Raw genomic sequence first — 13,294 nt, forward strand, 5'->3', positions numbered from 1 at the left:
TGTGGTATAATCACCCCAATGAACAAAGTGAAGAAGGGCGCACTTATACAAACTTCGTTTGTGTGCGGTTTGCGTTGCAAACAAAGAGCATATTCGCTTGGTGCGAATACAAAATCAAAACCCTCCATTCGCTAGTGGGCGAATGAGTATCCGCCATAATGCGGATACAAAAAAGGATTCGGAAGATTTTTATAAATACTCGTTGGCAATGTCAGCAATTGTTCAACTTGTCTTTATAATTTCTCCGAATTCATTTTTAAAAAATAAAAAAGGAGTAGATAGCCTTCTACTCCCTTTTTGGTGTGATACATGAATTTCAACAGTTGGCTTTAATATTTTGTTCCATTATGGAGTTTGTTATTCAATTTAAATTTAAAAAGGAGGTACAAGGATATGGCGATCTATCATTTCTCTGCTCAAATGATTTCCAGAGGAAAAGGGCAATCCGCAGTTGCGGCTGCTGCCTATCGTTCTGGTCAGCGTTTAGTCGATGAGCAAACAAATGAAAGTAAGTTTTACAAAAGAGAAGTGCAACCAGAAACCCATATTCTTGCCCCTGAAAAATCGCCAGTTTGGATTCAGAATCGTGAGATTCTTTGGAATGAAGTGGAACATTCCGAGAAAAGGAAGAACTCTCAATTAGCCAGAGAAATCAATGTAGCACTACCTAGAGAACTTTCTCAACAACAACAAACAGAATTAATCAAAGGGTACATCCAGGATCAATTTGTAGATAAAGGCATGGTTGCTGATATCGCTATCCATCGGGATGATGCCAACAATCCTCATGCTCACGTCATGCTGACAACACGAGAAATTTCAGAAGATGGATTTACTACGAAGAATCGTGATTGGAATAAAAAAGACCTGCTGGAGCAATGGAGAGAGCAGTGGTCCGAGTATGCAAACAAAGCATTAGAACAAGCACAAATCAACGAACGAATCACACATAAATCCCATGCAGATCGTGGACTTGAAATCTTACCTACTGTCCATATGGGGCATGTTGCTTCTGATATGGAGAAAAAGGGCATACAAACCGAACGAGGGGCTATTAATCGTGAAGTTCAAAAGCATAATGCGATTGTTTATGACCTTCAAAAGTATCGTCAAGAGAAGCAACAAAGAGAAGCAGCGTTAAAACTGCAGGAGCAAAAGAAGAAAGTAGAATTAACTCCTGAAGAACAAAAAATAGTTATCCTAGCTAAACAGATTATTGGTGATACACCAACTATGACAAGCATTGCTAGCTATAGAAAATCATTAGAAATACAGACCAAAAAACAAAAACAAGAAATAGAATCTATAAAGACACAAAATCATGTCGTTTCCGTAGCTGAACAAGCCGAAAAGCAACTTTCTCATTATGAAAAAACCTTAGAAGAATTAAAGGGAAAACTGGATAAGACAGGATTGTTTAAACGAAAAGAAAAAGAAATTTTACGCAATAAGATTACAGAAGTACAAGGTGAAATTCCAGAGCAAGAACAGCATTTGGCTCAATGCTTAAAAGAAGCTAATTTGGCTAAAGTGGAAGAGATTCCATTTGCTAAAAAGAATTTGAATAAACAACTGAAAGTAGCTACTCAAAAGCTTCAAGAAAACAATCTGACATCCATTGAACAGAAAATAGTTCTAAAGCAAACCGAAGAAATAATAAAGCAGCAAGTCATACGTAAAGTCATTTCTCACTATCCTGAACTTCAAAATGCCGAAAAATTCTTATCGTATGAGACTGCGCAAAAGCTAAATAACCTTAATAAAAAAGCTGAAAAGATTGTCGGTATAGATAGTATTAAATCCACTATTCGTGCTCGGAACAGACATATTGAAGAACATAAAAACTTTTTACAAAAGTTCCAAGTAGGTATTCAGCGAATCCAAAGGGTAGAAAAGTATTTTGATCAATTATTAGAGATTGAACAACGTTTGCAAAAAATTGATAGTAATCCCTTGTTAAAAGGAAAGGTACTTCATTCTGAAACAAATAAGAAAGCCTATGACGACCTTTTAAACATACAGAGTAAGTGCCAAGAATCTTTAAAAAAAGAAGGATTTCGAGATAAAGACCACTTTATTCATAATCGAGATAAGATTCTAAGTAATATGGACTTGAAAGATAAAACAATAAAAGAAATCGAAGATTTACAGTTAGGGAAGCATCAAGGTGGTTATGGAGCAAGCACAGAATTCTTGTCAGCCATCATCCGAGGCCTAGAACAGGCCCGAAACCAAACTCGAGGGGTAAATCCTAATGAGAAGCAAAAACAACGCTTAAAAGGGCAAAGAAATGAGTTGGAACGGTGATTAACACTGATAAAGAGAGTGAGCAATTCATACTTCTTTCATTTCAAACATATTATTGATCATGTAATACCTCCTTATTATGTAATCCTTAACAGAGACAACTGAGGGAGTTGTCTCTGTTTTGATTTTTGTTGTCAAACATGAAACTAACTAGCAATCCGCAGCAATTAAAAGAAAATGAAAGATCGCCGATATCATTATTGTTCCAAGTTTATATGTATTTCCCAAACCTAAAAAGACGGAATTTGCCCAAATATGGCCGAATTCCGTCTTTTGTTTTGTTGGTTGCTTGGGATAAGACGCATTATGTTAACTAACTAGCAAAATACTATCTAATTCTATTAAACACTTACAAAATAAGAATAAGAAAAAAATGTTATTATTAGTTATGATTTCCAACACAACGGGAGTAAAGTATCAACTAAGAAAAGGAGATGATTTCATGAAGCGAATTGATGTTGTTTTACTATTCGTGGTTGTAGTAATCTCGGTATTGCTGTTTCTTCTACTACTTCAAGGAAAATTGTCTAATGGCTATATAGTTCTAATAATATTAGGATTTGGATTAATTGTTGGATTCATTAGACGTTTTTTTTTTAACAACAGAAACTTGATTAGCAAAAAGAAAATTTAAAAAATTGAAGGATGGTTTTTATGGATATTTTAGGTATTATTCCTTTCGTTTTTTGGCTTATAGTTATCATAGGAGGAATATATTTACTTATAAAATTTCTCAAGAAAAAATAAAAAAGCCTAAGATCTTAGGCTTTTTTATTGGAATCAACTTTTAGAAAGAAATCCATCCACCAGTTTTCCAGTCTGACCGTGTAGAATCCACTTTATAGTATCTGTTTTTTCCATCTCCACGAGCATAAAAATCAACAGAGTCATTAATGAAACCTAAACTACCAGTTGAGTATACTGTCCATGAAGCTCTTCCATAGGCATCTCCACCACTTAAATAACCTTTTCCAATTCCTTTTTGCCATATCATAGAAGGATTTATGTTACTGTGGCTTCCGTAATTATCTAAAACTTTTGTAGCTGTTGAACCTGAATAGTTAAAAACAACTGTACTATATAATGTAGTTGTTTTAATACCTAAAACATACAGTTTATAGGTAGCAGTTACAGTTTTTTTCCCAGTCGCTAATACTCCTATTGAAGGGTTAGTATTTGTTTGTAGTTCTACAGGTACTTTATTTCCTTCTATGTTAATGTTTGATACGCCAGGATTAGCATTTGCTGTACCGATTAATTTCATATAATTATCTGGTTGTAATGCTAAAAGAAAAGTGTTTTGTTCTTCTTCACTTAAATTTTTAAATGCTTCTAATCCTTCTGCTGCGTAGTCATCTATTTTGCTTTCCTTTTCTAAATACTCAATATAATTAGCTGGTGATTCAATATACTTCAGTCCATCTTCAGTAGAGATACTTTCTGCATTAGCTGATTTTAAATCTAAACCAAAATTACTAATTAATAAAAATACAAGTGAACCTAACACAAAAACAATTCTTTTCATACTCATAGAAACAATCTTCCTTCCCCTTAATTTTTTATATCAATCCGAATAATTTCCAGATTAATAACATAGATAATAAAAAAATGGAAAAAAATAAGAATATTCTAGGGGGTATATATTGTGCAGGAGGAAGTAAAAGCTATTTTAATAGGTTTTGTTACTCTAATCGCTGCTTATTTGACTGTGTTTTCTTTATGGTTTTGTTTAGTTGCAATAATATTTGGAGTTATAGGATATAAACAGGCAAAAAAAATTAAAGAGAGAAAAAACAATTATATTTTTATGGGGAAAATATTAAATAGTATAGGGATTTTGTCTTCTATACTGCTATTTATGTATTATGTAACCGGTCCTATTTAATTTCGGTTTTAAAAAAGAAAATACCTCCTTTTATAGAAAAAAATTACATTTCATTTAAAATATGAACTTTTTATTTCGTATTAGGATAAAAAGAAAAAAAGCATAGGAGACGATCCTATGCTTTTTATTTTATTAATTTCAAATATAATCTAGTAAATTAGTATTGCTAGAATAGATTGATAGGTATAAAATTACAGATAACTAAATAGTCCGGATAATGAAAAAGAACTCCAACTGTTAAAGTGGTGTTGGTCGCACCCTTTAACCGTCTCCCTATTCTCGGTAGGGAAACACTTGTCGAAGTCCTTTGAACATATAACGTTAAGTATTATATACCAATCATTTTAGTGTATAAAACACGTTTATTCAAGGAAAAAAAGTTTCCTTTTTTCGATAACTTTTGATAAAAGACACTGTTTCCCATTGGTTTATGGGATAATAGTGTCTTTTTTTGTTCCGAAAAAGGAGAAATTGAACATGACAGTATTTGTGGAATCACACCAATTTAATCAAATGATATCTTACACACCATATGTAGAAACAAAAACAGAAAAGAAAAAAGTTAAGTACAGTTTATTAGAATCTATTCAAGAGTCCATAGGGGATAAATGGTACCGACTAAAAGAAGGAACAAGACAGGCTTTTGATATGGTCTGTTTCTTCAGTACGGAGTTAGGATTCTTTTATGCGAGTGACGAATACCTGGCAAAAAGGAACGGGATCAGTGACCGAACTATCCAATATCGCCTGAAAGAGCTAGTAGAACTGGGACAAGTTATAAAAGTATATCGACGTGCCAGAAAGTGTAACGGTCGGGGGAACCCAGTCTATCTATTTGTTAATCATCCTTACTTCCAATATTGGGTGAATTTATTAGGACTTGATAGGACTAATTTCCAAACAGATTGCGAAACAGAAAACAGCGAAAAGCCTTCTGGCAGTAGGGAAAAAGAAGGGGAAACTTTTTCTACCTATCTAGTACCTGAAAAACAAGAAAATAATATATATAAGCAAGCTAATAAAATAATTCAATATGTAACTAATAGAGTTACTGATTCCATAAAAAAAGGCACTAAAATCACATACATGTCCAGTTACGTAGATACATTGGTTACAAAATTAGAATGGCAAGCTCTTTATGCTGAAAATAATCGTCAAATTAAGGCTAAACAGCAAGCACATAACGAATCATATGAGAAGGTCAAAGGCATGTTAGGAAAAGAACCTGTTAAAAAGGTACCTTTCTACAATTGGTTAGAAAATTAAAATGCCATTTAAAACGTATTTCAAAGCGATTATATACACTTTGAGTTTATAATCCCAACTTCATTGAACTATGCCTGCTAACTTTACGTTTTGTATAAGTTTCTTTGAATAAGACACCCTAAAAAAAGGGGATTAGTAGCATTTTTTGTTTTTTCCTAAACCCTAAACAGAGCTTTTTATTAAGCCACTTAGGAGGGTTTCACATGAAAGGAAACCATGTAGATTTAACAGCTTCTGAAATAGCAATTCTTTGGACTGCCTATATGAATGACAGCATGAGTAAATGTATTTTAGGTTATATGCTAAAACATATAGAGGACAAAGAGATTAAACCAATTATTCAGTTTTCATATGATCTGTCAGCTAGTCATATAGAAAAACTCATCACTATATTTAAACATGAAAACTATATTATACCGAATGGGTTTTCTGAAGCAGATGTTAATATGAATGCACCGAGTTTATTTACAGATTTATTTTGTATAAGCTATGTCAATCATATGGCAAGAGCTGGATTATTAGCCTATGGTGGTTCTCTTGGCATGAGTATTAGAAAAGATATAAGGGATTATTTTATAGAGGGAATCTCTGAAACGACTAAATTATATGATAAAAGCACACAAGTAATGCTAAATAAAGGGATATTTTTAAGAGCACCCTATATACCTGTTCCAACTGAGACGGATTACATAGACAGTAAAAAGTATTTAGGTGGATTTAATCTATTAAGCGACAAGCGTCCTTTAAATGCAATTGAAATTTCTCACTTATATTTAAATATTCAAACCAATCATATAGGGATGAAAATTAGCCTTGCTTTTGCACAGACTTCGCCATTAAAAGAAGTTCAGGACTTTTTGTTAACTGGTAAAGAGATATCCAAAAAACATATGAAAATTTTTATGGATTCTTTGCTTGGTTGTGATATTGAAGCACCCATGTCACCCGATCATGGTATTTCTGATTCCACGACCCAAACGTTTTCAGACAAATTAATCATGTTCCATATGGCATTACTAAGTGCAAGTGGAACTGGTAACTATGCTACTGCAGCCGCAGCTAGTCAACGCAACGATCTAGCAACTAGTTATGAACGCCTATCCCTTGAAATTGCTACATTTGCAAAGTCGGGAGCCGACATTATGATAAAGAATAATTGGCTTGAACAACCACCAGGAACTAAGGATAAAACGAAGTTAGTGAAAAATAAACATGATGGTCATTAAATGTAAAGCCAACTTAAACCGAAGGGAGGTCATTTATTCAATCGAAGAAGTAAATGATTTAGGGGTATATTAATTTTGGGACACTTAACAAGAGTTGTTTTAAGCCTTATTTTAGCGATTTTATTTAAATTACTTATTTAACTACTCTTATTTAAAAAGCAACGCTTTAAAAAGTGATTATGAAGGTCTAGTGAGCATTAGAGAGGAATTTTATCTCTAAAAATGACCACTTTTTTTGTATTTGTATTTCCTTTAATCATCAGCTCAAAAAAACTCCGACTATTTAGCCGAAGTTCATACTCTACAGTAGGTTAATTAAATTTTATTAGTTTGGATTAACTTTATACAGGGGGATTTTATCTATTGCCTGCTTTTTAACAATCTTTTTGTATTCAAATCCTAATAACAAGTGCGGTTCATATCTAATTCTTTTTTTCAAATTCTTTTTTTTGCATTTTTATAATAAATAATGTTTGAAAAGTAGAGTAACCTAAACCTAGGATAGTCAAAACAATACCGCTGTATAGTCCGCGCTTTCTTGCTTTTTCTTGAATGTAGTGAGTGAAATAAGCATTAGAGATGGTGCAAAAAATCATGATACCAATGGTTAATAAAACACGCATATCAAATTTCTCCTTTCTGTAACTTTAGTTTTTCCTAAAAAGATTAAGCTATGAAGGAAAGATTTAAAGAGACTAGTCGCCAATAGTTCTTTAGAATAATGGTTGTTCTTTTGAATTGGATCATTCTGTTTTCTAATTTCAAAAAGCAAAAATTCTATCTTTTGAATGTGGTTACATATTATAATAAAAAAAGGCTACAGATACTTCAGATCTATAGCCTGACCAACTCTTTATAGGGTTGGCTCCCATACTAAAGTATGAAATGACCTCCTACGAATAAATCGAAGGAGGTCATTTTATTTTATTCAAAGAAACATCAACGTTGACCTATTGGTCATTATTTGACCCTGTGGTCAACACTAGTTTAAGAGAGTTACTTTTTATTTTCAATTCCTAATATCTCTCTAGCTAAATGTATATCCATTGCTTGAATTTGTTCTTTTCTTTCCAAGATGGCCTTTTGGAAAGAAGCGATTAGCTTGATTGCTTCTTCCTCCCCTTCTATCTTTAAATGCTTCTCCATTAATGCCCCAATTTGAATGAGTCTTTTTGTTCTAGATTTACGCTCTTTTTCCTTTAATTGATTCGCAAGCCTTTGCTTCTCAGCTTGCATCTTCTTAATCTTTTCATCCATATCTAGCAATCTCTCTTCTTCTGTCTTTCGAGCCATAGCCCTCACTCCCCTTATAACCTTGTTTCCTCCATTATAATCAAATTATAGCTATAACACTAGAATAACAAAGTAGTATCTTCACTCTGCATGTGGTATAATCACCCCAATGAACAAAGTGAAGAAGGGCGCACTTATACAAACTTCGTTTGTGTGCGGTTTGCGTTGCAAACAAAGAGCATATTCGCTTGTTGCGAATATAAAAATTAAAATCCTTCATTCGCTGATGTGCGAATGAGTATCCGTCTTGTGACGAATACAAAAACTCATCGTAAGAGATTAATTATTTCTCATTGGCAAAATGCCATTTCGTCTAATTAATTTCTTACGATTCCATAATAAAAATTCTCCCACCTTACGGTACGATCATTTTTATTACGGCTACTACAAAATCTTTTGAAAAGGAGGTTCAAGCATATGGCAATCTATCACTTCTCAGCACAAATGATTTCCAGAGGAAAAGGACAATCAGCAATTGCGTCAGCTGCCTATCGTTCTGGTCAGCGTTTAGTTGATGAACAAACTAATGAAAGTAAATTTTACAAAAGAGAAGTGAAGCCGGAAACCCATATTCTTGCTCCTGAAAATTCCCCTGTTTGGGTTAAAAATCGTGAGATTCTTTGGAATGAAATTGAACGTTCTGAGAAAAGAAAGAACTCTCAATTAGCCAGAGAAATAAATATTGCTTTACCTAAAGAACTTTCCAATCAACAACAAACTGAATTAATCAAAGGCTACATCCAAGACCAATTTGTAGATAAAGGCATGGTTGCTGATATCGCTATTCATAGAGATGACTCCAACAATCCTCACGCTCACATAATGTTAACAACACGAGAAATTTCAGAAGAAGGCTTTACTACAAAGAATCGTGATTGGAACAAAAAAGAACTGCTGGAGCAGTGGAGAGAACAATGGTCAGAATACGCAAATAAAGCATTAGAACAATCAAACATCAAAGAACGAATTACACATAAATCTCACGCTGAACGTGGACTTGAAATCTTACCTACGGTTCATATGGGGCATGTCGCTTCTGATATGGAGAAAAAGGGGATGAAAACTGAGCGAGGTAATATTAATCGTGAAGTACAAAAGCATAATGCTATTGTTTATGACTTACAAAGATACCGCCAAGAGAAGCAACAAATAGAAGCAGAGTTAAAACAACAGGAGCAAAAGAAGTCTGTAGAATTAACTACTGAAGAACAAAAAAATGTGGAGGCAGCCAAACAAATTATTGGCGAAATTCCAACGGTAGCAACAATTGCCAACTATAGAAAATCATTAGAAGTACAGACCGAACAACAAAGAAAAGCACTAGAATCTTTAAAGACAAAAAATCACATAGTTTCTATTGCAGAACAAGCAGAAAAACAGCTTTCTCATTATGAAAAAACATTAGAAGAATTAAAGGGAAAACTTGATAAAGTAGGATTTTTCCAACGTAAGGAAAAAGAAAATTTGCGTGCTAGTATCAACACTTTACAAGATAAAATCATCAGCCAGCATGACCACTTAAATACATGTTTAAAAGAAGCTGGTTTATCTGCACGTGAAGAGATCCAGTTAGCTAAAAAGCAATTAAGTAAACAAATTGATACGTCTACTCGAACTTTAAACGGGAGCATCTTAAAATCTGTAGACCAAAAACAAATACTAAACCAGACAGAAGAAATACTAAAGCAAAAGCTAATTCGTAAAGTAGCTATCCAATATCCTGAATTGAAAACAGCAGGACAATATTTGGATTACAAGACAGCATCTAAATTGAACCGACTAAATGAGAAACAAGGAAAAACTATATCGCTCGACAACATAAAACATACTTTAGAACAAAGACAGCATAAAATTGAATTAAATCGAGAAGGTATTCAAAACTATAATCTGGCTGTTCGGAATGCTCAAAATGCAGAAAGTTATTTTAATCATCTTACTGAACTAGAAAAACGAATTGAACGAATCGAATCGAATCCTTACTTAAAAGGAAAAATTCTGTTTTCCAAGGAAGAACAACAAGCTTATCAGAAAGATTTACAAAAACGAGAACAGTTAACTCAAGCTATTCGAACCATCGGTTATGAAGATCGGGAGCATTTGGAACAACATAAAAGAGAAATAGAGAAAGTTGCTCCAGCACTTGAAAAAGTTCAACAAGAAACGCAAAGCCTAAGCCAAAGCAATGACTTTCTTTCAGCCATCCTAGAAGGGGTAGAACAAGCCCAAAAGCAGGAACACAAAGTAAATGCTAAGCAAAAACCAAAGCAACGCTTAAAAGGGCAAAACATTGGGTTAGAAAGGTAATCATGCTATATTCAAAAAAGCTACAGATGTGACAGCATCTGTAGCTAGCCTACTCTTTTAAGAATTGGCTCTATATTTTATAGATCAGTGAAATGACCTCCAAACAGCGCCAAGCCGTAGGGAGGTCATTTTTTATTTCTTATAGAGATTTGTTTATAAAAACAGATAATCAATCAAATAATACAAAAAAGGAGTTGAATACAAAATGAAGAAAATGATTACTGCAATGATATTATTAGTTGTTTTAGTAATGGGAATAAGCACAAATTCAATTCAAGCTAAGGAACCAGCAAAAGAATCATGGAGCAAATATCCTGATAACTCTAGTGAAAAGTTTGCTAGTCCAAATTCTTTTTATAGCTCAATAGACCAAAAACAATATACTGAATACAAGAACGCTAAAATTAACATTAGAGAAAAAGTCTCTTTTAAAGATGTGAACAAGGTGTTGTCAAAAGTAGATGAGTTTATTGGTGAAAATCGAGTTTCAGGTGATGGTTTTCATCCTAATAGACAAGTATATGTTTATTTAACAGTATCTGAAAATGGTAAAGATATAAAAAATATAATTGTTGATGCTGAAACAAAAAAAGTTCTTTTTAAATCCGAACCTTTAATAAAACGATAAAAAGGTTGCCTTTGGGTAGCCTTTTATTTCATTTTCCACTGCATTTCATACTTTGCAAAGACCTGGATTAGATCATCCACTAGTTTTTCATTTTCCTCCCCAGACAAAGGCTTTTTTGCGTAATCCCTTTTGTATTCAAATCCTACATACCAAGTGCGGTTCATATCAAATTCCCCATTTATGATTTTTTTTGAATCATCAAATTCCATAACTATCAACTCCCCCTTTAAAGTGTATACAAAGCCCGTAGAAGGCCGTTATCCATTTAACACCTTTAAATGCGTTATTTTAAAAAAGGGCTCAATATAACCCCTTTAAAACGTTCTCAATGCTATTAGTAAGGAGTATCATCATCATTATCTTTATTTTTCTTATCTAATGTTCTTTCAATTAATCTTTGAGATATAATTTTTTGTGTTTCAGACTTGGATTTAATATTAAATACAACTTCGAAAACACTTCTTCCCTTTTTAATCGTATCGTATGTAATCGTAATGTCAGTTAATTTATTGATTTCTTTAATAGCTTGTTCTATCACAAAACGCTTGAAATCAACCCATCTAGGTAATGTATCATCATCTAGATTTAGGACTTTCCTTAATTCATCCACTTCATAAATAATCCCTTGGACATTTTCGTAAGACTTTAATATTTCATAGAGCCTAATACTATATTGGCTTTTCATAGTCATTACATATAAGTAATTATATTTAGTGAAAAATTGCTTCAACTGCAACAAATGAGGCTTTAAATCTTTATCCAATTTAATATCAATTATGTCTTTCTTATGGTCTATAACTACTTTGTCGATCCACCTCATTAACACTTCCGTACCATCTTCTTGTTCCATCCAAAAACTTTTGTCGCTTATCTTTTTCAGGGAACTTTTAATAATCGAATAGTTTTTCCCACTTCTATCGCTGATTTGGCAAATTTTACAGTAATCCTTAATTGAAAAACGATACGTTTTAAAATCATCATCTTTTGGCTCAATCATTTGGATTACGTGCAATATCAATTTTTGTTCAACCAATGTTAAATCAAAACGAGTTTTTTGAATTAGATGATTAGATTTAACAACGGGGAAATTACGTGTTTCCATTTCTTTTAATTTTGGTACTCTATCAGATAATTTTTCTAATCTCCTTGCCATTTCTTTATTCCTTTCATAACTCTTGATATAACTATCATATTTAAAAGTGAGTTAAAAAACAAGTTTTTCTAAAAAACTCACTTTAAGTGCACCAAAACTCACTTTAAGTGCACCAAAACTCACTTTTAAGTGCACCAAAACTCACTTTAAGTGCACCAAAACTCACTTTTAAATTTTTGAGACTTACAGCCCCAAGGGTTTCAAGCTCCTATAAATAAGTAAAAAGGTTTTAAAAATCTTTAAAAAATAACTATATTATTAAAAGTTAAAATTATGTCCCTTAATTTTTTATATCAATCCGAATATTTCTTCAAATTAATAACATATATAATAAAAAATGGAAAAACAAAGAATGTTTAGGGAGGTATATATTGTGCAGGAGGAAGTAAAAGCTATTTTAATAGGTTTTGTTGCTCTGATCTCTGCTTATTTGACTGTATTTTCTTTATGGTTTTGTTTAGTTGCAATAATATTAGGAGTTATAGGATATAAACAAGCAAAAAAAATTAAAGAGAGAAAAAACAATTATATTTTTATGGGGAAAATCTTAAATAGTATAGGCATTTTGTCTTCTATATTATTATTTATGTATTATGTAACTGGTCCCATTTAATTTCGATTTTAAAGAAGAAAATACATCCTTTTATAAATAGAGTTAGATAAAGATACCGATTTTGATAAATTTCAAAATCGGTATCTTTTATCTAACCTAGAGTAGAAACACAATAAAATATGGATTAAGATTCTTTTGAACTCTGGACTTGAATCCCTAGTATATTTCTAGCTTGATTAATGTCCATGGCATTTACTCTATCTTTATTTTCCAAAATAGATTTTTGGAAAGAAGCAATCAACTTAATAGTTTCTTCTTCTCCTGTTATTCCTAAATGTTTTTCTAATAATCCACCCATTCTAATTAGCTTTTGTGTTCTTGCCTTTCTTTCCTTTTGTTTTAATTGGTTAGCAAGCCTTTGCTTCTCGGCTTGCATCTTCTTAATTTTTTCATCCATCTCTAATAGTCTTTCTTCTTCTGTCTTTCGAGCCAAAGCTCTCACTCCCCTACCGCCTTGTTTTTCTCTATTATAATCAAACTATCGCAGAAACACTAGAATTACATAATAGTATCTTCACTCTGCCTGTGGTATAATCACCCCAATGAACAAAGTGAAGAAGGGCGCACTTATACAAACTTCGTTTGTGTGCGGTTTGCGTTGCAAACAAAGAGCATATTC

Annotated in this window: 11 protein-coding genes; 7 read left to right on the forward strand and 4 right to left on the reverse strand. The window is 32.7% G+C overall.

Translation table 11 applies throughout. The features are described 5' to 3' along the window. Positions 1-393: 393 nt before the first annotated feature. On the forward strand, positions 394-2,307 hold the full coding sequence (gene mobQ / locus ACF1A1_RS38950; RefSeq protein WP_341082332.1) for a MobQ family relaxase: 1,914 nt from the start codon (positions 394-396) through the stop codon (positions 2,305-2,307). 787 nt (positions 2,308-3,094) lie between these two features. On the opposite strand, the gene ACF1A1_RS38955 is transcribed toward mobQ (ACF1A1_RS38950), so the two are convergent. Next, positions 3,095-3,838 (reverse strand): hypothetical protein, encoded by a 744-nt coding sequence (locus ACF1A1_RS38955; RefSeq protein ID WP_341082325.1) that lies wholly within the window; start codon positions 3,836-3,838, stop codon positions 3,095-3,097. A 114-nt stretch (positions 3,839-3,952) separates the two neighbouring features. Here ACF1A1_RS38955 and ACF1A1_RS38960 point away from each other — a divergent pair, with 114 nt between their 5' ends. The 3 genes from ACF1A1_RS38960 to ACF1A1_RS38970 all read left to right on the forward strand — a co-directional run bounded on the left by ACF1A1_RS38960 (position 3,953) and on the right by ACF1A1_RS38970 (position 6,684). Continuing rightward, positions 3,953-4,192, forward strand: a complete 240-nt coding sequence (locus tag ACF1A1_RS38960) for a hypothetical protein (protein WP_341082326.1) — start codon at positions 3,953-3,955, stop codon at positions 4,190-4,192. Positions 4,193-4,669: 477 nt separating this feature from the next. Next, a complete protein-coding gene (locus ACF1A1_RS38965; protein ID WP_341082328.1) occupies positions 4,670-5,458 on the forward strand; it encodes a hypothetical protein in 789 nt (262 codons plus the stop codon). Positions 5,459-5,661: 203 nt separating this feature from the next. Continuing rightward, a complete protein-coding gene (locus ACF1A1_RS38970) occupies positions 5,662-6,684 on the forward strand; it encodes a DUF3231 family protein (RefSeq protein WP_341082329.1) in 1,023 nt (340 codons plus the stop codon). A gap of 996 nt (positions 6,685-7,680) precedes the next feature. Here the strand turns inward: ACF1A1_RS38970 and ACF1A1_RS38975 are convergent. Next, on the reverse strand, positions 7,681-7,977 hold the full coding sequence (locus tag ACF1A1_RS38975) for a hypothetical protein (protein ID WP_341082331.1): 297 nt from the start codon (positions 7,975-7,977) through the stop codon (positions 7,681-7,683). Between the two features lie 417 nt (positions 7,978-8,394). Here ACF1A1_RS38975 and mobQ (ACF1A1_RS38980) point away from each other — a divergent pair, with 417 nt between their 5' ends. Both mobQ (ACF1A1_RS38980) and ACF1A1_RS38985 read left to right on the forward strand, forming a co-directional pair. After that, positions 8,395-10,281 (forward strand): MobQ family relaxase, encoded by a 1,887-nt coding sequence (gene mobQ, locus ACF1A1_RS38980; protein WP_350623818.1) that lies wholly within the window; start codon positions 8,395-8,397, stop codon positions 10,279-10,281. A 205-nt stretch (positions 10,282-10,486) separates the two neighbouring features. Continuing rightward, positions 10,487-10,909: a hypothetical protein gene (locus tag ACF1A1_RS38985; RefSeq protein ID WP_350623821.1), complete on the forward strand. Its 423-nt coding sequence runs from the start codon at positions 10,487-10,489 to the stop codon at positions 10,907-10,909. A gap of 334 nt (positions 10,910-11,243) precedes the next feature. Here the strand turns inward: ACF1A1_RS38985 and ACF1A1_RS38990 are convergent, their stop codons facing one another. Then, complete coding sequence (locus ACF1A1_RS38990; protein WP_350623823.1) at positions 11,244-12,062, reverse strand: replication initiation protein; 819 nt, start codon at positions 12,060-12,062, stop codon at positions 11,244-11,246. Between the two features lie 373 nt (positions 12,063-12,435). Between ACF1A1_RS38990 and ACF1A1_RS38995 the strand changes: the two genes are divergently transcribed. Next, positions 12,436-12,675 (forward strand): hypothetical protein, encoded by a 240-nt coding sequence (locus ACF1A1_RS38995; protein WP_350623825.1) that lies wholly within the window; start codon positions 12,436-12,438, stop codon positions 12,673-12,675. Between the two features lie 124 nt (positions 12,676-12,799). Here the strand turns inward: ACF1A1_RS38995 and ACF1A1_RS39000 are convergent, their stop codons facing one another. After that, a complete protein-coding gene (locus ACF1A1_RS39000; RefSeq protein ID WP_350623827.1) occupies positions 12,800-13,117 on the reverse strand; it encodes a hypothetical protein in 318 nt (105 codons plus the stop codon). Positions 13,118-13,294 lie beyond the last annotated feature (177 nt).

The organism is Streptomyces sp. NPDC014995 (assembly GCF_043080745.1).
Classification (GTDB): Bacteria; Actinomycetota; Actinomycetes; order Streptomycetales; family Streptomycetaceae; genus Streptomyces.